This window comes from Noviherbaspirillum suwonense, assembly GCF_900182955.1.
GTDB classification, from domain to species: Bacteria; Pseudomonadota; Gammaproteobacteria; order Burkholderiales; family Burkholderiaceae_D; genus Noviherbaspirillum_A; species Noviherbaspirillum_A suwonense.
Window position 1 is genome coordinate 226818 of the sequence record NZ_FXUL01000005.1, and the last position, 20324, is coordinate 247141.

A 20324-nucleotide genomic window follows, 5' to 3' on the forward strand; every position below is an offset into this window, starting at 1 on the left:
AGAAGCCATGTAAGGCTTTGACGTCGATTAGCAAAGGCAATAATTCATACGGCATCTCAGTTTTCCTAACTCAAACGTTGACAACAGTTTTTAAAAGCAGCCCAATCACAGCACTGACGGCAATGACTTGCATGACATTGCGCTTGTATCGCACCAGGGCCACGGCAGCGGCCAATACAAGCAGAGCAGCTACCCAATCAAACGGGCCGGAGAATCCACTAGGCCACAGTACGTGATAAGCGAAGAACACGGCCAAATTCAGGATCACCCCGACCACTGCTGCCGTAATGGCCGTCAGCGGCGCAGTGAATTTAATATTGCCATGGGTGGTCTCGACAAAGGGGCCGCCGGCTAAAATGAAGATAAACGAAGGCAGGAAGGTAAACCAAGTCACCAGCACGGCGGCAAAAGCACCAGCTGCAAACAGCATATCAGGGCCAAATACCGCTTTAACGTACGCGCCCACGAAGCCAACAAAGGCCACCACCATAATCAGCGGACCAGGATTAGATTCGCCCAGTGCTAGGCCGTCGATCATCTGTGTCGGTGTGAGCCAGCCATAATTGCCAATCGCCCCCTGGTAAATGTAGGGCAGAACGGCGTACGCGCCTCCAAAGGTCAGGAGTGCCGCCTTGGTGAAAAACCAACTCATCTGCGTAAACGTATGATCCCAGCCGTAAATCATGTTTAACAACACCATTGGGACCGCCCAAAGTATTGCACCGATGATTAATACGCGTGCCAAACCTGACCAGTGGAACAATGCATGTGCCGGAGTGGGCATGTCATCGTCAATAACCGCCGGACCGTACGACTGCTTGGCACTTCCATGGCCGCCTCCTAATGCGAACTTGTCGGGTGCCATGCGTCCGCCGATATAGCCGATCACTATTGCTGCTACAACAATGGCTGGAAACGGCATATTGAACGCGAAGACTGCTACAAATGCCGTTGCTGCAATTGCCCACAACACATTATTTTTCAAGGCGCGCGAACCAATGCGATGCACCGCGTGCACCACAACAGCGGTTACTGCAGGTTTGATGCCATAAAACAGTCCTGCCACCAAAGGAACGTCCCCATAAGCGATATAAAGCCACGACAACCCAATCAGGAAACATAGACCTGGCAAGACAAACAGGGTGCCAGCAACGATACCGCCCCAGGTGCGGTGCATGAGCCACCCCATGTAAGTAGCGAGCTGCTGCGCCTCCGGGCCAGGGAGCAACATGCAATAGTTCAGGGCATGCAAAAATCGGCCCTCGCTAATCCAGTGTCTTTGCTCAACCAGTTCTCGATGCATGAGCGCGATTTGTGCAGCCGGTCCGCCAAAACCCGTGCAACCAAGTTTTAGCCATAATCTGAATGCTTCCCAGAAGCCGACATCGGCTGGCCTGGTCAGTGGCACATTGTCGGCCACGCCCTTGGTATTACTCATTTAGTTTGCACCTTTTCAAAAGAAACCAGTAAGCCATCGAACACGCTGCTGGCCATGGCTAAAAGTTGATCGTCGTCTGTAATTGTTTCTCGCAGCCCGGCCAATACGGTTTCAATCCCGACCGATTCAACAGGCTGCACACCGCCGACATCGAGGTAATGCACGAGTGCGCCGATGCGCTGCAAGCCAGGACGATCCAAACCAAAGCTGGTGACTAAGACTTCAAACGTCACTTTGGCGCCGACATGGCTGAAGGTAGCTCCATCAAAATCAAAGCCCAATGCATCGCTGGGACAGTCGGAGGGATGGGCGAGCCAGAGAATAGTTGCAGCCTGGTCAATAAACCGGCGAATTAGCCAGGCGCTAGCTAACCGATCTACCCAAGGTCGGTGGCGGGTCGCCCATGTTTGACCTTGATACTCAGCAATCTTTAAGCACTGAATTTGCCCTATGCCGGGTTGCGGTTCATTGGGTGACAATACGCGATTGACCGCGACTTCCAATTCCTGAAGGGCAGCATCGGCCTGTTTTTGCGCTTCGCCGGGGAAGAAATCGACTTCGGAAATGGTAGCAAAGGTCTTGCGTAGCTTGCGGATGTGTTTCGCGACACTCAAAGCCATATCAGCAGTGAGCTCACTGCGCACTGTTTGAATGTCTACAAGCAAATTAGCATAGTCGTCACCGCGGTCGAATTGTTCTTGAAAATAAAGATCAGATGGCTCTTCAGCTCGTAGCACATAAGCACTACCGCTATTTGCAACCACATCCGCAGCGACCGCATCAAAAGTAGAGCGGCAGTTGTGCTGATCAGGCAAAAGATAAACGCCATCCCGCAAGACGGCTGCGCCTGATGCTTTCAGAGAGCGCCAGGCACGCATGCGGGCCGTTGCGTTTTCAGTTGGCAAGCTAATAATAAGGATAAGCCACATATTCATGTAGCGAACTCTACTTAACTGTATCGATCAATACAAGATAATTTTGAATTTTTAAAGAGGTGAATTAGGGTTTCTTAAAATCTTTGCAATGAAAATAACACCATAAGTTCTATGTGAGCTGGTACCGCATTTTCAAGATGAAGCGCGGCGCGTGCGCCTCGGCTACCGTTCTCTGAAAGCTTCTCCAGCCATATTCGTTTGGATGACACCACGGCAAGTTCAGACATTGCAAACACGCCGTTCAGAAAAATCAAACCCAAGATAATCAATATATCCACTGCGAAAGAACCCCTTGGTTTCCCACTGACTCTCGTATTTGAAGAAAAAAGACTTTGTACTCGGTACGCTTTTGCGCCGTTGTAGGCGGAGCGGCCCCCAAAGTAGGTTAAAGACCGGCTGTTATAATCTCAGCCCTCATTCTCAGATTGGTGTCTCGTGCGTCGCCTACTGTGCATTTTCTTGCTGATGCTTCTCCCCTTACATAGCTTTGCTATGCAAGGCGGGGGGCTGTTCGCAGGAAAGATGTTCGACATCGCGCACGAGGTTGAGCACTTGGAAGCCACAAGCCATCATCACGACGATGACGGTTCGGTCCACTATGACGACTCTGGCGAATCCGCAGCCCATTTCGCGGACCATTCAGCTTCCCAGCAGTCAGCTTCCTTGCCGTCCGGGGCAATGCCGTCCCTGATGATAGAACCGTACACAATCAAGCTCCATGAGCCTGCGTATTACTTTCCCGACCCCTTCCTCGAAGACCCTCAGCGTCCTCCCTCATCCCTCGGTTAATCTGCCGAGGGTGTTATTGCACTTTTGATAACCCTTAAGTCTGTCTGCGCGGCGCTTTGCCGTTTGTGCTGCCACTGCCCTCGGCCACTCTGTTTTTCATTGAAAACCGAATGGAGAAGGCATGCGTGCTTGTTATCTGATTTCCCGTATTTGTATTTTGTCTGCCATGGTGCTCGCGTCGCCATTGGCGCTATCCCAAGCCGGGTTGCCCGGGTTGAAAGCAGCCGTGGACGCGGCCTGGCAACGCTCTCCCCAAGGGCGCACATTGGAAGCGCGGCGCGACGAGACACTCGCTGGCCGGGAGGCGGCGCAGTCTTGGATAGCCGGTTCGCCCTCAGTGGGGCTATCTCAGCGTAGCGACCGTTGGACTGACCGGAACGGCATGCGGGAAACCGATCTCTCCTTGTCTGCGCCGGTCTGGCTGCCGGGGCAGAAGTCGGCTCGCCAGGCGTTGGCACAGACGAGCGCTGACGACTTGGAAGCCCAGATTGCCAGTGCGCGACTAGCCATCGCAGGCGAAGTCCGGGAACGTCTTTGGGCCGTCGCAGCTGCCCGTGAAGCATTGACTGAAGTACAAGACCACCTGCACCACCTTGAAGGCTTGGCCGAGGAAGTGAGTAGCCGAGTCAAGGCTGGCGATTTGGCACGAACTGACGAGTTGCTTTCCCGACAGGAGGTTCTGGCTGCTCAAGGTTCCGTGACTGCGGCACAGGCGAAGCTGCAAGAAGCCCAAGCCCGCTACACGGCACTTACTGGGCAACAGGAGATTGCGAAGCCTGAACTGGAACCGGTCGTCACACAGAATGGCCTGCATCCACGTCTGCTGGCTGCCCGCAGCTCTCTGGACCGTGCGCAGGCGGCCCATAAAGTTGTCACGGCAACCCGTAGCGACCCGCCAACGGTCGGCGTTTCCATGCGCCGCGAACAGGACAGTTTCGCTGGTGGTAATAGCCGCAGTGTCGGTATCGCCGTCCAAATTCCCCTTGGGACCAATGCCAGGAACCGTCCACTGGAAACTGCGGCGCTAACTCAAATCCAGTCGGCCGCGGCGGAAGCGGCGCAGGCCGAAGCGGTCCTGCAGGGTGACGTCGAGCTGGCGCGCAAGCAGTTTGCAACGGCTGAGCAGGCGCTAGGTACGGCGACTACGCGTGCGGCCCTGATGCATGAGCACACGCAGCTTATTGAAAAGGCCTTTCGCTTAGGAGAACGCGGGCTGGCTGAACTGCTGCGCTCGGAAGCCTTGTCGCATGAAGCAGATGTCGCCGTGCACCAACAGCAAATTGCAGTGGGCCTCGCACGGGCCCGCCTGAACCAAGCATTCGGAGTCCTTCCATGAAAAATTTAGCAAAATTCCTCTCTATTTCTTTTCTCAGCATGTCCGCCGCTTTTGCCGCGCCAGGCGCGCACGGGCCGAACGGCGAACACCTGGACGCTCCCGGTGGGCAGGCTCAAGGCACCTCCGGCCCACGCGTGGAAACGTTCACCGAGTCATTTGAGCTTGTTGGGAAGGTGCAAGGCGGCGAGTTCTCGATTTTGATTGACCGCTATGAAACCAATGAGCCAGTGCTTAACGCCACGTTGGAAGTAGAAGCCAATGGTTTGAAAGCACCTGCCAAATTTCATGCCGACCTTGGCGACTATGCCGTCGACGATGCGAAGTTTCTTGAGGCACTCGCCGTGCCCGGCAAACACGCAGTGATCTTCACGCTCACTGCAGGTGGCGAAAGCGACCTACTGGAGGGCACCTTGGAAGTGAAGGCCGCCGATCGTGCGGACGATCATTCGCATTCCCTAACCCGCTGGGCCGTTGCAGGGGGGCTTGTTGCAGCTGCGCTCACAGCGTTGGTTGTCGCCCTGCTCCGCCGTAAATCCCAGACTCGGAAATGACCATGTTAAACAAAATTTCTACCCTCATTGTTATGTTAGTCGCCGCCAGCGCCTTCTCGCCGGCCACCATAGCCGCCCCCGGCGCCCACGGCCCGAATGGCGAGCACCTGGACGCCCCTGCTGCAGGTGGCGGAAGCGGCCTCGCGCGGCTGCCTGATGGCAGCGTCAACGTGCCGAAACTCGCCCAGCGCCGCATGGCTATCCAGACCGTCATGGCGAAAGAGACTGAACACCCGTTGACAGTGGAACTGAACGGGCGCATTGGCATTGACCCGAACGCCGGTGGCCGGGTGCAAGCACCTTTTGCCGGTCGTATCGAGCCCGGCCCGAAGGGACTGCCAGTCGCTGGCCAGCGGGTTGAGAAAGGGCAGGTCCTGGCGCATGTGCGTCCAGTCGCCAGCGCCATCGACCGTGGCAACCAGCAAGCAACGTTGGCCGATATCCGGGCCAACCGCCGCTTGGCCGAGCAGCGGGTCAAGCGGCTGGAGTCCTTGGAAGGCACCGTTCCACAAAAGGAAATCGAGGCGGCCCGCGCCGAACTGACCAGCCTGGGCGGCCGGGAACGCGCAGTATCGGGCAGCGTGGGCGGGAGTGAAGCGCTTGTTGCTCCCGCATCAGGTGTCATCGCCACGGCAAACATCCTGAATGGTCAAATTGTCGAGGCGCGTGATGTGTTGTTCGACATCGTTGACCCGAACCGCATGGTCGTGGAGGCAGTGACTACGGATGCAGCGCTTGCCGGCCGGATTGGCGACGCTACCCTTGCCGGCTACCCCGGTGTGCAATTGAGCTTCCTGGGTGGTGGCCGCGTTCTTCGTGAAGGTGCCTTGCCCCTGACGTTCCGGGCAAGCGCCAAGGACGTCGCTCTTGCGGTCGGGCAGCCAGTCACCGTAGTGGTCGGGCTGACGGACAAGGTCAAGGGAATAGCACTGCCGGCGGAGGCGCTGGTGCGCAACCAGGCCAACGAATCGGTCGTCTGGATCAAATCGGGCGCCGAGCGCTTCATTGCTCAACCGGTCGAGGTCAAGCCTCTCGATGGCAAGACGATTGTGGTGGTCAAGGGTCTGGCTGCAGATAACCGCGTTGTCGTGTCCGGCAGCTCGCTCATCAACCAGATTCGATAGGAACGACCACATGTTTAATTGGATCGTTCGTTTCAGCCTTGGCAACCGGCTCTTTGTCCTGGTCGCGGCATTGCTGTTGGTGGTGTATGGCACGTTCATGGCTTCCCGTACGCCGGTCGATGTGTTTCCGGCGCTGGACAAGCCGCTTGTCACTGTACTCACGGAAGCAGGCGGGATGGCGCCGGAAGAGGTGGAGCAACTGGTGTCCTTCCCCATCGAGACGACGTTGAACGGGATGCCAGGCGTGACAAGGGTGCGTTCCGTCTCCGGCGTCGGCCTGTCTATCGTCTATGCCGAGTTCGACTGGGGCACCGACGTCTATCGCAATCGGCAGCTTGTCTCCGAGCGTCTCGGCTTGGTCAAGGAACAGCTGCCCGGCAGCATCACGCCGATCATGGGCCCGGTGTCGTCCATCATGGGCGAGATCATGCTGATCGCGCTGCCCATCGACATTGCGAAGGCGACCCCGATGCAAGCGCGGGAATATGCCGACTTCGTCCTGCGGCCCAGGTTGTTGTCGATTCCCGGCGTATCCCAAGTCATCCCCATAGGCGGCGAAGTGCGGCAACTGCGGGTTGAACCCGATACGGCGCGCATGGCCCAGTTCAACGTGAAGCTCGATCAGGTGGAGGCGTCATTGCGTGGCTTTGCGGCCAATACCAGTGGCGGCTTCATTGACCTGAACAGCCGGGAATACCTGATTCGCAACCTTGGCCGTACCAATCGCCTTGAAGACATCAAGGGCTTGGCGGTTGCATATCGCGATGGCGCGCCGGTATTGCTGGAGCAGGTGGCGACGGTTCGTTATGCGCCAGCATTCAAGCGCGGCGACGCCGGTATGAATGGCAAGCCCGCCGTGATTGTCAGCGTGCAGAAACAGCCAGCCGCCGATACAGTGAAGCTGACTCGCCAGATTGAAAACGCGTTGTCGGAACTCAAGCAAGGGCTGCCTGCAGGCTTGTCCGCGCCGGAAGTGCTGTTCCGCCAGGCGGACTTCATCGAGTCGTCCATCAACAACGTGGTGGAGGCGCTGCGCGACGGCGCCATCCTGGTGGCGGTCATCCTCTTCCTGTTCCTGCTGAATGTCCGCACCACCGTCATTTCGCTCATTGCCATACCGCTGTCTCTGGCAGTGACCGCGGCCGCGTTTCACCTGCTCGGCCAGTCCATCAATGTGATGACGCTCGGCGGCCTGGCGATCGCCATTGGCGAACTGGTGGACGACGCGGTGGTCGATGTCGAGAACATCCTGCGACGGCTGAAGCAACGCAAGGAGGAAGATAATTCCGTGTCCGTGCTGGAAACAATCTGGCACGCCTCGGTAGAAGTGCGCTCGGGCATCGTCTATGCCACGGTCATCGTTGTCCTGGTGTTTGTGCCGCTGTTCGTCTTGCCTGGCATCGAAGGCCGCCTGTTCGCCCCTCTGGGCATCGCCTACATCGTCTCTATCCTGGCGTCGATGCTGGTCTCGATGACAGTCACGCCGGTATTGGCTTACTACCTGCTGCCACGCATGAAGCAGCTAGGCCATGGCGACAGCCCGGTCGTGCGCCGTCTGAAGGCTTGGGATACGCGCATTCTGGAATGGTCTTTTCCGCGCGCGAAACCGATCCTGGCTACCGCAGTGCTGGCAGTCATTCTGGCACTGGCCACCGTCCCGTTTTTCCCGCGCGCCTTTCTGCCCGCGTTCAACGAGGGTTCGTTGGTGATGGGGATGACCTTCACGCCGGGTACGTCGCTGGCCGAGGCCAACCGCATGGGTAGCCTGGCGGAAACGCTGGTTCAGGGCGTGCCTGAAGTGACGAAAGTCGGCCGGCGTACTGGTCGCGCCGAGCTGGATGAGCATGCGGAAGGCGTGCACTCGTCGGAAATCGACGTCGACCTGAAGCGGTCCGGCCGCGACCGGGAAGCCGTCATGGCGGATATTCGTGCCCGGCTGGCAGTGATTCCAGCCTCGATCGCGATCGGCCAGCCAATATCCCATCGGCTTGACCATCTGTTGTCAGGTGTTCGCGCACAGATTGCCTTGAAAATTTATGGCGACGACATCGATACGCTGCGGGGCCTGGCCGAGGGCTTGCGCGGCAGGTTGGCCGCAGTTCCTGGACTGGTCGATTTGTCGGTGGAGCGTCAGGTGCTTATCCCGCAGATCAAGGTGCGCATCGATTATCGGAAAGCGGCGCAGTACGGCTTGGCGCCCGGCGAGATACTGAAGACCTTGCAAACGCTGTCTGAGGGTGAGCGCATCACGCAGGTGGTCGACGGCCCGCGTCGCTTTGACCTCGTGGTGCGTTTGCCAGACGAAGGACGTTCTCCGCAGGACCTGGCGCGTGTCATGCTGGACAGCCCCGCAGGCCGCATTCCCCTTTCCGCAGTGGCCACGGTCGAGGAAGGCGATGGGCCGAACCAGATTGGACGGGAGAATGGCCGGCGCCGCATTGTGGTGTACGCCAACACTGACGGATCCGACATGTCGCGGGTGATTGGCGATGTCCGCAAGGCGATCGCGGCAACCCCGCTCCCGGGTAGCTACTTTGTTAGCATCGAAGGCCAGTTCCAGGCGCAGGAACAGTCGACCAGGCTTATTGCCGGCCTGTCTCTGGTGTCGCTGGCGATGATTTTCATGGTTCTGTATTCACGTTACCGATCCAGTGTGCTAGCTCTGGTCATCATGGGCAATATTCCCTTTGCCCTGATCGGCAGCGTTATTGCGATGTGGATTGCCGGCGTCTCATTATCTGTGGCATCTATGGTGGGCTTCATTACGCTGGCCGGTATCGCGACTCGCAATGGCATTCTCAAGGTCAGCCACTACATCAACCTGTGCAAGTTTGAAGGCGAAACGTTTGGCCTGCCGATGATCGTGCGCGGCTCGCTCGAACGCCTGACACCTGTGCTGATGACCGCGCTGGTGGCGGCATGTGCGCTGGTGCCGCTCCTTCTGGCCGCGGACGCCCCTGGCAAGGAAATCCTTCACCCCGTCGCGGTTGTCATCTTTGGCGGCCTCATCAGCTCGACGATTCTCGATTCGCTCCTCACACCGCTGATTTTCTGGCTGGTTGGCCGCAAGCCGCTGGAGGCTTTGGTGGCGGGTGAAGCGACAGAAGCATATTAAAAATGGGCTATTGCAGCGGCGCCCATCTCAGAGCCGCTGCTCCTATGGAGAACGCAATGAAGAAGTTGATAACCCTCGCAGCAATGGTCATGGCCGTAGCAGCATCCGGCAACGTCTTGGCCCACGGCGACAAGCCAAAACATGGCGGCGTGGTGCAGTCGGCCAGCGACCTGAGCTTCGAGCTGGTCAACAAGGACGGCAAAGCCACGATTTACGTGGAAGACCATGGCAAACCAGTGTCCACTGCCGGTGTCACTGGCAAGCTGACCGTATTGAACGGTGCTGAGAAGTCCGAGCTGCCCCTTGAGCCGGCTGGCGACAATACGTTGGCCACAAAAGGCGAGGCAAAGCTGGCCAAAGGCGCCAAAGCGATTGCGGCGCTGACATTCGCAGACAAAAAGGCCGTGAACGTGCGATTTTCAGTGAAGTAAAGCATGGCTAGCGGTATGGCAGGAGATGCCGTACCGCTAGCCTGTAATGAGGACAACGCTATGGAAACTGAAAAAAGACTCAACCACTTAGAGGTCAACATTGCCGGTTTGTACGACATGGTGGCGGGAGTCACTCAGGTAACAACCTACTTGGTGGAACATATACTGACCTACGAACAGCGTGCAATTTTGGTCGAATGGCTTGCCAGGAGAGCTTCTGAATCAGATGCACCCGGGCGGGTCTATTTTGCGCAATTGGGTGCCAACATTTCGGAGCAGGCACGCTTTGTCGAGCTCATGCATATCGCTGGTCAGGAGTTTATGGCTGAAAAGGCGCAGGCTCTGCGCGATGGAAAAGGCATCCTTTAAATGAATTTGGGATCACCAAGACCTTGAGCCGGCTGGCGACAATACGTTGGCCACAAAGGGTGAGGGAAAGCTGGCCAAAGGCGCCAAAGCGATTGCGGCGCTGACATTCGCGGACAACAAGGCCGTGAACGTCCGATTTTCAATGAAATGAAGGCCAAGGCTAGCGGCGATGGCCCGCCTCACTCGCCGTTATCCCGCGACGGCATCGCGTAAAACGACAAGCCGTGTGCTTCGACGATCGGTTTTTACACCGCATCTGAGATGCGGTTGAATAACTAGACGATAGCACCAGGCATTTTTGAGGAGGTCAAATTGTTAGACGTGCTTGCAAACCGGACGTACCGGCATCTTTTTCTGGCGCAGGTGATTGCGCTGATCGGCACCGGGTTGGCAACGGTCGCCCTGGGCTTGCTAGCCTACAATCTGGCGGGGGCGCAAGCCGGCAGCGTGCTGGGAACCGCGCTCGCCATCAAAATGGTCGCCTATGTGGGTGTGGCTCCGATCGTCGGCGCGTTTGCCGATCGCCTGCCGCGCCGCGCGTTTCTCGTGACAATGGACCTGGTGCGAGCAGCGGTCGCGCTGTCGCTGCCCTTCGTCAACCAGATATGGCAAATCTACATTTTGATTTTTCTGCTGCAGTCAGCGTCAGCGGCATTCACGCCAACCTTTCAGGCGACGATTCCGGATGTGCTGCCGGAAGAGAAGGACTACACCAGGGCGCTTTCGCTTTCCCGGCTGGCGTACGATATGGAAAACCTGATCAGCCCTATTCTGGCCGCGGCCTTGCTGACAGTCATCAGCTTTCACTGGCTGTTCGGCGGTACCGTCATCGGCTTCCTGGCGTCGGCTGCATTGGTGGTGTCAGTGCGCTTGCCGCAGGTGCGAACCGTAGCAAAGCGCACTGGCAGCATTTACGCAAAAACCTTTCGCGGCATGTCGATTTACTTGCGCACGCCTCGCCTGAAAGGTCTGCTGGCGCTGAACCTTGCCGCGGCAGCCGCCAGCGCGATGGTGATTGTCAACACCGTGGTCTATATCCAGAGCAAGCTGGGACGGCCGAGCACGGATGTGCCGCTCGGGCTGGCTGCTTTTGGCGCCGGTTCCATGGTCATGGCGCTGTTGCTGCCAAAGTTGCTGGAAACCCGTGCGGACCGGCCCGCCATGATGACCGGTGCGGCAATCATGGCAGTGAGCCTTGCGGCGGGCGTCGGCGTGACGCAACTGGGCTCGCCCTATGAATGGCCCGCGTTACTCGCCTTATGGTTTGCGATGGGACTAGGCTATTCCATGACGCTGACGCCGAGCGGCCGGCTGCTCAAGCGCTCCGCAAATCCTCAGGATCGCCCTGCTGTGTTTGCCGCGCAGTTCTCCTTGTCGCACTGCTGCTGGCTGATTACCTACCCGCTTGCAGGCCAGCTTGGTGCAAGATTCGGCATGACCGCAGCCTTCGCCGCGCTGGCAACCATTACTGCGGCAGGTCTTGCTATCGCCTGGAAAGTCTGGCCTGCAAATGACCCGGACGTGATTGTGCACACACATGCCGACGCCGAGGATCTGGGTGCGCATTTGGCTCAAGGTGAACTGACAGCGGCGACAACCCATAGCCATCCTTACATGATTGACGATCATCATCCTCGATGGCCTGGTGAACGCAGTTAGGGATGCGCTAGAGCGTTTTCATCCTGACTGGCCATAACCCGCATGGCGGATATAGCGCTCGCATTCGTCGCGAGGGAATCGATCAAGTAAGTCGCCGATAGTGGCCCACAGTGTGTCGACAGTGCGCCTGGCTGCCTTCCTGAGCAATGTTTTGAGCTTGGCAAAGACCTGTTCGATTGGATTGTAATCAGGGCTGTAAGGCGGCAAGTAACGCAATTGGGCGCCGACGGCTTGCACTGCTTCGGCTATACCTGTGACCTTGTGCGAGCCAAGATTGTCCAGCACCACAATATCGCCGGGACGCAGTTGGGGAGCCAGCATCTGTTCTACCCACGCCCGGAAAGCCGGGCCATTGATCGGGCCATCCAGTACCAGCGGTGCGACTAATCCTGTAGTGCGCAAGGCGCAAACAAACGTTGTGGTTTTCCAGTGCCCGTAAGGTGCCCGCCCCAAACAGCGCTCGCCAATTGCCGAACGACCACGGGTCGGCGTCATATTCGTGCTGGCCCAAGTCTCGTCAAGAAAGACCAGGCGGCTCACCGGCGTGTCAGGCTGGCTGGCCTGCCATGCCGCTCTTGCCTGTGCTACATCTGGACGCGTTTGCTCGCTGGCATGGAGTGACTTTTTTTCAGGCTCAGGCCAAGCCGCGCCAAGGTCTTCCACATTGTGCTCACCCCGACCCGGATACCATGTTCAGTCTGCACCCAGTCGCATAACTGCTGCAGAGTCCAGTCGTTCACGGCGGCCACCTGATTGGCCAAGGCTTGTTTCAGGCCACCGAGTTTGAGCGGCACATGGTTGCATTGCATTGCGGGCGCATCCTCGTTATGTGGTTTTTAGGCAGGTGGTTTCGCACCTCTCTTCGATCCAGGATCGCCATGCTTTGTATGTTGAGCCACTGCACTTCCAGCGCACATGGACTGTGCCAGCGGCGGCTGTGACACCAGAAACTTTCACGACAATCTACAAAGATTATTCCTTAAACTACCTTGGGCATCAGCAGGCTTACCTTGTATCAAAGCGGGTTAATGGTCGCGTGATGATTACCAACTATCATCCAAGTATTTTATCGAACGAAGAAAGGCTGAAGCTTCATGCAGAAGCCGAAGAAGCCCCGGTTAATGACATTTTCTTGGATATTCGCAAAGGATACATTGGAGGCGAATATCCATTGCACGGACGACTACGGCTCCGTAGTTTTCACGAAATTTTAACGTTTATAGGGCGGGGCATAAACGAAGAGCCAGAGTTTGATGTTGTCCCGAATCCATCCACGCCTTTTGTAACCGAAAACCCGGTAAACACCCTTGAAATTGTAGAAGCGAATCGAATACCTCTTGGCGCTGATCTTTCCGTTGCGTCCCATGGGTTCTACTATGCAGTGCGGGAACAAAATGGCTACCAATGGAATAAAAAAGCGTTCAGTCTGTTGTATCAATTGTTTCAAATGAGCGTTTACGCTGATCAAAAATCCGGGCCAGTAATTTCAATTTCAAAATAAAACGTCTACCTTGTGGCAGCAGCTTCGAATGTGGCAGCAATTCTAAAAGCTGATTTATACTCGCCTCGCTCTCAGTGTGTGAAGCATAGCCAGCCAAGTTAGTGACTGTGCCCTACATGCGAACCATGTGCCTTGGCTAGTGAGTTAAAATGATAGTCCTCATCGATTTGCTCGCACTCCACTAATTCGCACTGGATGGTTACGTGAGTAAGGCGAAAGTCGTGTGCCAGACGTTCCCATATCGCGTCCAACACCGAAGACGCTGACACTTCCGGGGCATGGACGACATGAACCGTCAGGCTGACTTTGCCACTGGTGATAGCCCAGACATGGAGGTCGTGGTAGCTCTGCACGCCTGGCACGGCCGCTATTGCGTCGCCAACGTGGCCAACGTCGATTTCCTCGGGTACGCCTTCCAGATTGACGCGTGCCGACTGCACTATACCGGGGCAACAAAAGTTTTCCCCAAAAAAACATTAAGGCTGTAACAACCATTTGGTCGTCTGAAGTACGTCATAGACTCGTCCCATACGTATGGCTTGTATGGGAGTTCCACCATTTATTAACCAATGAGAATCGGTCGTTAAAAATTGGTATTTTGCATATGCGGGAATGTCGCCAAGAGCTTGGCAAACTTTCCCTAGACATTGCCTGACGTAGTCACTGGAATCAGCGAAGAAAGTGGGATAGTAGTCCTGCCCATCCGGGCCAGTGATGCAAAACATCCGACCCCACGCCAGTGCGCTGCCAACCGCCCGTTTGCTCACTCCCCTAGTATCTAGAAACTCAGGCAGTGTCAGCAATTCTTTGGATTTTATTTTCTGCGAAATCACATTTTGGTCTGTGACACGCCACTTGTGCAAACTCTTTTGAGCTTCATCTCGTAGCCGCTCGGCCTGTATCGGCCGCATGCTGTGCAGACGTTCCTCCTGCGCCTTCAGCGCAACCTGAAACGCTCGATTTGCCTCTTCAGTTTCACGCAACTCTATCTGGCTCTCTAACGTTTCCAACTGTACAAGCAATTTGCTTAGCAAACATTTTACCGTTGTGACATCAGACTTAGCTGCGTTCAGAAACTGAGCTATCAATGTACCAACCTGGTCAGTTGAAATGCTCCCACCTATGACCGCTTCGGGAGTGAAAAGAAGCATCATAATTTCGTTTAATATGCGACGGGCGTTTGGCGGATAGTCCTGCACATTCTGGGTCATAAATTGTCCGTCTTATTCGTTTATACTGTAGTCAAACCGTCGGTATCCATTGGCGTCATCAAGTTTTATGTAGCTTTATAGAACTCACAGCTACAGTCTTTTTCCTAAAGGTTGTCTAACCTTGTCATTGTCTGCCTTCGAAACGCTTTCGCCGCATTGACCACGCGTTCAAGTTCCCCACCCGCTATTACCTCTAAAGGCGTTTTGTTGCCTAACGTTGGAGTAGAAGTCGTGAAAAAGCGGTATTTTCTTTCGTCAGGAGATGCACGCAGAGCCATTGATACTGCTTCAAGCGAAGATCGGTCGTACCGAGGATCGACGAAAAAAACCGCGTAGTAGTTCTCGCCTGGATCTTTGTGAATCCACTCAGGAATACTGAAGATTCGACGCTCGCGAAGCTTTTGAGAGAGATCTTCTTTTGTTATGCCAGCGCGGGCCAGAAACTCGGACTCAATAATAATGTGCTTTTCGTTAACGATTTGAGGAAACTGCTTTGCAATATCTTTGTCGCGGCTGGACTCTATCCTGTATTGGTGAATCCTATTCTGCTTAAATTCCTCGGGCTGCTGGATGAGCCGCAGCATGAACAGCAGCAGCGCAGTCTTTTCGTGCTTTGATAGTCCTGCCGTTGCTTTGTCGAACGCACCCGCGACAGTTTTTACCTCAGGGGACCTTCGAGCATCTGCGGGCATGCTTTGATACGCAGCAACTGCAGCTGTAAAAAAAGAATAAGACGTGAGGAACTGAGACGAAATCATAGCGCTATCCAAATTATTTCTTCGTGCAGGAAATCTCGCACCTTCAACATTTTCGTTACATAGACGAAAGGCAGCATCAAATGCATTAGAATCTCGACTGATGGATTTTTTCTTTAATGCATTGTATTTTGGCAAGTTATGTAAGCTGCCTTTTAGAACACACTTCAGTGTACCGTATACAGCACATAAAAGAAGTAGTGGCGCGCCGGAAGAAGGGCAGCCATGAGTCAACCCACGAAGTATCAATCTGCGAGGGAGAGAGTCGCTCGTAACGTTACACGATGGCGCAAGGAACGTGGAGTTTCACAGTTGTCCTTGTCAAAAGATGCCGGTCTGTCACGGACGTTTCTATCTCGGGTCGAGAATGGAGTAGAAACAGTCTCTTTAGACCATTTAGAAAAGCTGGCCATAGCACTTCAGGTGGACATCGTTGAACTTCTTAAACCTGAGTAATAATTTAAAGGGCTGCAGCATTTGTCTGGCATGAAGTAGTCAATGTGACAAAAATCTATACTTGCTGCCGGCCGAATTTTTCCAATTGCGGTCAACGCAGATCGAACCAACGACTGCTTAGTAAAAATCCAAATTGGATTCTCGCTTAAGATTACTTAACACTCTTCTCTCAACTTTGTTAAAGTGAAGCTTTTTAGTCAAAGCTCCTTTCGATACGACTACAAAACTTTTTATTCAAGGCGGTCATTTGAATAATATTTGTTAGGCTTATTAGTTTTATCAATACTTATATCGCCTGATCTTTCCAGCACCCTTCCGCCCCATGCAGAAACTTTCTGCACCGTACATCCCACTGAGTCCGCTACTTCTCTTGCAGTCATAGCTTCAGCTATAGGTAGTTGGGATATTAGCCCCAAAATTTTTATCTCGACTTCTGCAAAGTTTCCCTGCGAAACAGGAGCCTCTTGATGAATAATCTCTCTGAGCACAGCATCATCGTCAAAGCACCGTTTAACTTTAAACTGCTTAACTTCCTCTTCACCGTATATTTTTTCGCAAACATCGCACTTATAGCTCTTCTGCTTTGCACCAAAAAAATAAGCATCATACTGTGATAATACTGAGTCATAAATAAACCGAATTGGCGTGTACTCATCCTTTTTATCAGCATATTTAATATTGTATTCGCTGCACACATCATAATCGATTGAGTATAAATTATAGTTCCCACCATGCTTGGAGGATACATTCTCTGACATAAAATGAATCAGGAAATTTTCGCATAGTACATTTAAATAATCTTTTCGCAATGTGTCAACCATGAAATGGCTAGCTGGCCGATCAGGAAACTTATTTTTTTCTATTAAAGACCTTTCTAGGATGGAATTCCACATATCCATCTGAAAGCCTGGCACTAACTTCTTTTTCACACTTCCGATAAATTGCTTCTGATATGTTTTTCTGGAGCTACTAATGCCGTAATTTATTTCAGACAGACCGATCTTACCGTCTTGCGAAGACTGAGATTGCACAAAAGCATTCTGCAGAATCATTCCTATTGTTCTTGAAACGCCAATAGTCTCTCTCGTAATTCGATAGAACATTTCCTGCGTACCAGACTTAAAAACATCAGATAGACCTAGATCCGGGCAAAATATTTCTATCCTTTTTTTTATTAACAACTCAACAAACTCTTGCATTTTATTGATAGCGGCAATTGCACCATTGTACCTCTCCACATATTCATTAAAATCTAATGGAATTGGAAATATGTCTCGACCAACAATAATTTTTTGTCCAAAGTCATATCTATCAGTTATTACCCCAACTTTGAAAAACATTCCGATACGAGATCCAAGGAAGGATTTCAAAAGTGAGCTAAATTTCAACTGCGACGATGAATTTAGATCTGAATACTCATCAATGAAAACATATATAGAGTCAATTCCTGCTTTTTTCTTAATATCGCTTATTTTATTTAAGAACTCTTGAACATTAAGGCCTTTGAGTTGTGAAACGGTCTGGCTCTGCTCTACGCTTTGGGAACCATTTTCTTTCGCAGCTAATTTTGCACTTGCAGCTGATAATTCCAGTGATATTTCTGATGAGTTTGTTTGTTTTTTTGAAGAAGTGATATTTATTTGCCTACCAGCACTTATGGTAATACCTTCAACAAGGACTTTTTCGATATAATCTAAATCATCTAATGCCGGGTTTTCTCTCGTAAATACTGCAAGAAATTTATCATCAAACATCAATGCCAACTGTGCTTTAAGTGACTGGATAATTTGACGAACGAAATGTATTTCTATTAAATTGAAATCGTTTTCATAATCAAATAAGTCATTGCAAGTAGTTAGATCTATATAGATCGGCAGAATTTTGTTACCTTCTATCAAACTGCCCTTATTTTTCAGTTTGGGCGATATGGTTTTTAGGCATTCATAGTAGCCCCTTAATAAGTTCGTCGTTTTACCTGTACCGCGTCTGCCGGATATAAAGTTATCCTGCCTCTGCAATAAATTTTGAAGTATTCCAAAGAAATCAATGAAGTAATCTTCAAGGTCACCAAGTTCTTCGACGTTATCTAAGGTAATATAATCTGCTCGCAATATTGAATCAAATGCGTTTCTAAGATTTTGTCGCTGTTTGCCGTTCATTTTTTTCTCTTATTTATTAATATTAACTGTATAAAAAATTATGAGTAAGCCTAATTTTTTAAGAAGAGTGGCCTGTTTTTTTGCATTGGCTCAAGTGATTGAAGCTCGTCGCACACGAATGTATTTCTTGCGACCTCGGTCATTAGATAAAACTAAGAGTTTAATGTTGCCCTCAGCGACCTTAACCTTATGAAAAGTTATACAGACTGCCGTAGGAAAGCAATCTTTAGTAGGGCTAACGACTGCACTACCTTTTATCGCTTTTGATATGAAAAAAATTGGAAACTGATACGCGGGCCGGTATTGCGGGAAAATAATGCTTCAGTCGAGTTTTAGAAAAAATATCGTGTTTGTGATGGGCGTTCGCTCTTGGTATGGTAGATTCGAATCAAGCATGATACTCTATGACCTGTCATTATTAATACAGTATTGCAATCGACATATCCTAACGTGGAGCTATACGATGATTAAAACTAATAAGGCTAAAACAACTCTCTTGTGTCTGTCTTTCTCTTTAGTAGGAGCGTGTAGCACAATTCCAACCTCGAATCTTTCGCCGGATTCTTCTTCCCTTCATTCTAGTAATGTCGCCATTCCTAATGTTCCACCTGCTGTTTCAGTGACGCTTGATGCTAAGACTACTGCATTATTAATATTAGACATTAACGTGGTTATATGTCAACCGAATCCAGAATGCGTTAAAACTGTGCCTGCTATTTCACGGTTGCTGAGCAAAGCGCGAAGTTCAAAGGTTCCTGTACTTTATGCTAGTACCGTTAATCCTGCAGGTCCTCCGCCGATGTTAGCACCGGTTGCGCCACAGTCAGGGGAGCCAACGGTAGTAGCACGCGCGAACAAATTTACCGACACAGACCTTGAGAATCTTCTGAAGCAACGAAATGTCAGTACGCTAGTCATTGTCGGAAGCGCAGCAAACGGTGCAGTAATGTACTCAGCGTTTCATGCAAACACAAAAGGGTTTACCGTAGTGGTTGCGACTGACGGCATATCTAGCCCTGTGCTTATTAATACTGAGCTGGCCAAATATCAGCTTTTGAATCAGCCTGGTTTTATTAATTCCAACAACACACCGTTGGCTGATAAGAGGGTTACTCTCAGCAGGAGCGATCTAATTGATTTTAGATAAGCGGAAAATGGTAAATGGTTGTAAACACCGCTACGCGCTGCTTACGACATACTAGACGACGCACTAATTAGTAGAGTTTTAGTGGAAAAATCTTTGATTGCTCTTATAAACCGTGCTTGCACGGCTCGTTAGAAGTTAGCCAGCTTATAACCTGTTGTGGTCGGAACTTTGAAATAAACCGTGTTTGAGTAGATCGCTTTGCCGATCTGCTTCTTATTGCTTCCGGACTTGGCAGGAAATTTCTCACCTTCTCAGCCTCCTCTTATGGACACTTTTTATGGACGATCCACCGACTTCATATTCCTAGATTTTTGTGAAAGAAGCGTGAAATAGGACACGTTAGCTCACTCACCCACCCCTTATGGACAATTCCAATTATGCAAAATACCTGTTTTCCATCTCGATGATGAAGCCGGCCGGCTCGCCGCCGACATGGACCTCGTCCTTGCCGGCGGCATTCTTGTGCGCCAGCTCGGAGCTGTGTTCGGCATGCACCTGGGTGATCTTGATGTTGGCGCCCAGCGGCGTGACTGTCCCGCTCTTGCCGAAGCGCACCGCCTGCTCGGCCGGCAGGATGCCCAGCGCGGCGACCGACTGCATCAGCCCGGCCGGGCCATAGACCGGCGCGTTGTTGAGCTTGGCCAGCGCCGGCGCGTCGGCGAAATGGTCGAAGTGCCCGTGCGTGACGAGAACCAGGTCGACCTTGCCGAGCGACTCCAGGGTCTTGAACTGCGCCGGGGTCTTCGGGTTGCTGGTGATCCAGGGGTCGATCACGATCACCTTGCCGCCCGGCGTGGTGATGCGGGTGGTGGCCTGGCCCAGCCACTGTATTTCGGTCTTGCCCCCGGTCTTTGCCGTCGCGCCTGCGTCCATCGGAGCGGCGGTCGGCATCGGCGCGCAGGCCGTCAGTCCTGTCAGTCCTGCAAGCGCGGCAGTGGCGAACAGCGTGGTCTGTCTCATTTTTTTCCTTGTTGGATGCCGTGCCTGCAGGCGCCGGCTGTCTGCAAAAAAACAGCGCCCCCGAAAGGACGCTGTCCGTCATCGCCGGCTGTCAGGCCAGCGCTTCCTTCGCCGCTTCCTCGGGCGTCAGGCCGTCGTAGAACTGGTCGGTAAACCATTCGATCTGTTCCTCGATATGGTCCTGCGCCTCGTCCACCGTGGCGCCGCCCGCGACCAGGAAGCCTTCCACTTCGATGCACCAGTGGATCAGCGCCAGCGTTTCCTCGTCTAGTTCCTCTTTCTTGGCCATCGCTTCACCTTTCGTGTTGTTGGTCGGCACGCCCGTTTTATATCATGGACGCCGCCTTGTGCAGGGTCCGCGAGGCAGGCGGCACGGCAATGCGCAAGG

The 20324-nt window shown here is 53.1% G+C and carries 22 protein-coding genes; 11 read left to right on the forward strand and 11 right to left on the reverse strand.

Features of this window, described 5'->3' with window-relative positions; translation table 11 throughout:
• Window positions 1-70 precede the first annotated feature (70 nt).
• From chrA to QOL82_RS09770, 3 genes are all read right to left on the reverse strand, one after another.
• Window positions 71-1438: a chromate efflux transporter gene (chrA, locus tag QOL82_RS09760; RefSeq protein ID WP_283442055.1), complete on the reverse strand. Its 1368-nt coding sequence runs from the start codon at window positions 1436-1438 to the stop codon at window positions 71-73.
• Window positions 1435-2373, reverse strand: coding sequence for a chromate resistance protein ChrB domain-containing protein (locus QOL82_RS09765; RefSeq protein WP_283442056.1), 939 nt, complete (start codon window positions 2371-2373; stop codon window positions 1435-1437). The genes chrA and QOL82_RS09765 overlap by 4 nt, the downstream gene beginning before the upstream one ends.
• A gap of 74 nt (window positions 2374-2447) precedes the next feature.
• Complete coding sequence (locus tag QOL82_RS09770) at window positions 2448-2651, reverse strand: CNNM domain-containing protein (RefSeq protein ID WP_283442057.1); 204 nt, start codon at window positions 2649-2651, stop codon at window positions 2448-2450.
• Between the two features lie 632 nt (window positions 2652-3283).
• On the opposite strand from QOL82_RS09770, the gene QOL82_RS09775 reads away from it, so the two are divergent.
• The 7 genes from QOL82_RS09775 (at window position 3284) to QOL82_RS09805 (ending at window position 11747) form a co-directional block, all read left to right on the forward strand.
• Window positions 3284-4498, forward strand: a complete 1215-nt coding sequence (locus tag QOL82_RS09775; protein ID WP_283442058.1) for a TolC family protein — start codon at window positions 3284-3286, stop codon at window positions 4496-4498.
• Complete coding sequence (locus QOL82_RS09780) at window positions 4495-5049, forward strand: hypothetical protein (protein ID WP_283442059.1); 555 nt, start codon at window positions 4495-4497, stop codon at window positions 5047-5049. The genes QOL82_RS09775 and QOL82_RS09780 overlap by 4 nt, the downstream gene beginning before the upstream one ends.
• Before the next feature lie 2 nt (window positions 5050-5051).
• Complete coding sequence (locus QOL82_RS09785; protein WP_430438461.1) at window positions 5052-6173, forward strand: efflux RND transporter periplasmic adaptor subunit; 1122 nt, start codon at window positions 5052-5054, stop codon at window positions 6171-6173.
• Window positions 6174-6183: 10 nt separating this feature from the next.
• On the forward strand, window positions 6184-9288 hold the full coding sequence (locus QOL82_RS09790; protein ID WP_283442061.1) for an efflux RND transporter permease subunit: 3105 nt from the start codon (window positions 6184-6186) through the stop codon (window positions 9286-9288).
• Window positions 9289-9344: 56 nt separating this feature from the next.
• Window positions 9345-9719 (forward strand): hypothetical protein, encoded by a 375-nt coding sequence (locus tag QOL82_RS09795; protein ID WP_283442062.1) that lies wholly within the window; start codon window positions 9345-9347, stop codon window positions 9717-9719.
• A 60-nt stretch (window positions 9720-9779) separates the two neighbouring features.
• Window positions 9780-10088: a hypothetical protein gene (locus QOL82_RS09800; protein WP_283442063.1), complete on the forward strand. Its 309-nt coding sequence runs from the start codon at window positions 9780-9782 to the stop codon at window positions 10086-10088.
• A gap of 312 nt (window positions 10089-10400) precedes the next feature.
• Window positions 10401-11747, forward strand: a complete 1347-nt coding sequence (locus tag QOL82_RS09805) for an MFS transporter (RefSeq protein ID WP_283442064.1) — start codon at window positions 10401-10403, stop codon at window positions 11745-11747.
• 18 nt (window positions 11748-11765) lie between these two features.
• Here the strand turns inward: QOL82_RS09805 and QOL82_RS09810 are convergent, their stop codons facing one another.
• Window positions 11766-12410, reverse strand: coding sequence for an IS630 family transposase (locus tag QOL82_RS09810; RefSeq protein WP_283442065.1), 645 nt, complete (start codon window positions 12408-12410; stop codon window positions 11766-11768).
• Window positions 12332-12556, reverse strand: a complete 225-nt coding sequence (locus QOL82_RS09815) for a winged helix-turn-helix domain-containing protein (protein ID WP_283442066.1) — start codon at window positions 12554-12556, stop codon at window positions 12332-12334. The genes QOL82_RS09810 and QOL82_RS09815 overlap by 79 nt, the downstream gene beginning before the upstream one ends.
• A gap of 35 nt (window positions 12557-12591) precedes the next feature.
• On the opposite strand from QOL82_RS09815, the gene QOL82_RS09820 reads away from it, so the two are divergent.
• Window positions 12592-13248: a hypothetical protein gene (locus QOL82_RS09820; protein ID WP_283442067.1), complete on the forward strand. Its 657-nt coding sequence runs from the start codon at window positions 12592-12594 to the stop codon at window positions 13246-13248.
• A gap of 98 nt (window positions 13249-13346) precedes the next feature.
• Here the strand turns inward: QOL82_RS09820 and QOL82_RS29360 are convergent, their stop codons facing one another.
• Window positions 13347-13610, reverse strand: a complete 264-nt coding sequence (locus QOL82_RS29360; RefSeq protein ID WP_488158808.1) for a cation transporter dimerization domain-containing protein — start codon at window positions 13608-13610, stop codon at window positions 13347-13349.
• On the opposite strand from QOL82_RS29360, the gene QOL82_RS09825 reads away from it, so the two are divergent.
• Entirely contained in the window at window positions 13527-13736 is a 210-nt protein-coding gene (locus tag QOL82_RS09825; RefSeq protein ID WP_283442068.1) for a hypothetical protein, read from the forward strand. The genes QOL82_RS29360 and QOL82_RS09825 overlap by 84 nt on opposite strands.
• Here QOL82_RS09825 and QOL82_RS09830 read toward each other — a convergent pair.
• Together QOL82_RS09830 and QOL82_RS09835 are read right to left on the reverse strand one after the other, a co-directional pair.
• Window positions 13725-14459 (reverse strand): hypothetical protein, encoded by a 735-nt coding sequence (locus tag QOL82_RS09830; protein ID WP_283442069.1) that lies wholly within the window; start codon window positions 14457-14459, stop codon window positions 13725-13727. The two genes, QOL82_RS09825 and QOL82_RS09830, sit on opposite strands and share 12 nt — an antisense overlap.
• Before the next feature lie 104 nt (window positions 14460-14563).
• The gene (locus QOL82_RS09835; RefSeq protein WP_283442070.1) at window positions 14564-15352 is read right to left on the reverse strand and encodes a hypothetical protein; all 789 of its coding nucleotides are present in this window, start codon (window positions 15350-15352) and stop codon (window positions 14564-14566) included.
• Between the two features lie 87 nt (window positions 15353-15439).
• Here QOL82_RS09835 and QOL82_RS29250 point away from each other — a divergent pair, with 87 nt between their 5' ends.
• A complete protein-coding gene (locus QOL82_RS29250) occupies window positions 15440-15670 on the forward strand; it encodes a helix-turn-helix domain-containing protein (protein ID WP_430438462.1) in 231 nt (76 codons plus the stop codon).
• Window positions 15671-15900: 230 nt separating this feature from the next.
• Here the strand turns inward: QOL82_RS29250 and QOL82_RS09840 are convergent, their stop codons facing one another.
• A complete protein-coding gene (locus QOL82_RS09840) occupies window positions 15901-17829 on the reverse strand; it encodes an ORC-CDC6 family AAA ATPase (protein ID WP_283442071.1) in 1929 nt (642 codons plus the stop codon).
• Between the two features lie 463 nt (window positions 17830-18292).
• Between QOL82_RS09840 and QOL82_RS09845 the strand changes: the two genes are divergently transcribed.
• A complete protein-coding gene (locus tag QOL82_RS09845; protein WP_283442072.1) occupies window positions 18293-18976 on the forward strand; it encodes a cysteine hydrolase family protein in 684 nt (227 codons plus the stop codon).
• Window positions 18977-19351: 375 nt separating this feature from the next.
• Here the strand turns inward: QOL82_RS09845 and QOL82_RS09850 are convergent, their stop codons facing one another.
• Both QOL82_RS09850 and QOL82_RS09855 read right to left on the reverse strand, forming a co-directional pair.
• Window positions 19352-19936, reverse strand: a complete 585-nt coding sequence (locus QOL82_RS09850; protein WP_430438463.1) for an MBL fold metallo-hydrolase — start codon at window positions 19934-19936, stop codon at window positions 19352-19354.
• Between the two features lie 91 nt (window positions 19937-20027).
• Window positions 20028-20225, reverse strand: a complete 198-nt coding sequence (locus QOL82_RS09855) for a hypothetical protein (RefSeq protein WP_283442073.1) — start codon at window positions 20223-20225, stop codon at window positions 20028-20030.
• Window positions 20226-20324: the final 99 nt, after the last annotated feature.

Excerpts from the sequence above, each read along its gene's own strand:
- chrA (WP_283442055.1), bottom strand. The coding sequence starts at position 1,438 with ATGAGTAATACCAAGGGCGTGGCCGACAATGTGCCACTGACCAGGCCA.
- QOL82_RS09765 (WP_283442056.1), bottom strand. The coding sequence starts at position 2,373 with ATGAATATGTGGCTTATCCTTATTATTAGCTTGCCAACTGAAAACGCA.
- QOL82_RS09775 (WP_283442058.1), top strand. The coding sequence starts at position 3,284 with ATGCGTGCTTGTTATCTGATTTCCCGTATTTGTATTTTGTCTGCCATG.
- QOL82_RS09780 (WP_283442059.1), top strand. The coding sequence starts at position 4,495 with ATGAAAAATTTAGCAAAATTCCTCTCTATTTCTTTTCTCAGCATGTCC.
- QOL82_RS09785 (WP_430438461.1), top strand. The coding sequence starts at position 5,052 with ATGTTAAACAAAATTTCTACCCTCATTGTTATGTTAGTCGCCGCCAGC.
- QOL82_RS09790 (WP_283442061.1), top strand. The coding sequence starts at position 6,184 with ATGTTTAATTGGATCGTTCGTTTCAGCCTTGGCAACCGGCTCTTTGTC.
- QOL82_RS09795 (WP_283442062.1), top strand. The coding sequence starts at position 9,345 with ATGAAGAAGTTGATAACCCTCGCAGCAATGGTCATGGCCGTAGCAGCA.
- QOL82_RS09800 (WP_283442063.1), top strand. The coding sequence starts at position 9,780 with ATGGAAACTGAAAAAAGACTCAACCACTTAGAGGTCAACATTGCCGGT.
- QOL82_RS09815 (WP_283442066.1), bottom strand. The coding sequence starts at position 12,556 with ATGCAATGCAACCATGTGCCGCTCAAACTCGGTGGCCTGAAACAAGCC.
- QOL82_RS09825 (WP_283442068.1), top strand. The coding sequence starts at position 13,527 with ATGGACGACATGAACCGTCAGGCTGACTTTGCCACTGGTGATAGCCCA.
- QOL82_RS09830 (WP_283442069.1), bottom strand. The coding sequence starts at position 14,459 with ATGACCCAGAATGTGCAGGACTATCCGCCAAACGCCCGTCGCATATTA.
- QOL82_RS29250 (WP_430438462.1), top strand. The coding sequence starts at position 15,440 with ATGAGTCAACCCACGAAGTATCAATCTGCGAGGGAGAGAGTCGCTCGT.
- QOL82_RS09840 (WP_283442071.1), bottom strand. The coding sequence starts at position 17,829 with ATGAACGGCAAACAGCGACAAAATCTTAGAAACGCATTTGATTCAATA.
- QOL82_RS09845 (WP_283442072.1), top strand. The coding sequence starts at position 18,293 with ATGATTAAAACTAATAAGGCTAAAACAACTCTCTTGTGTCTGTCTTTC.
- QOL82_RS09850 (WP_430438463.1), bottom strand. The coding sequence starts at position 19,936 with ATGAGACAGACCACGCTGTTCGCCACTGCCGCGCTTGCAGGACTGACA.
- QOL82_RS09855 (WP_283442073.1), bottom strand. The coding sequence starts at position 20,225 with ATGGCCAAGAAAGAGGAACTAGACGAGGAAACGCTGGCGCTGATCCAC.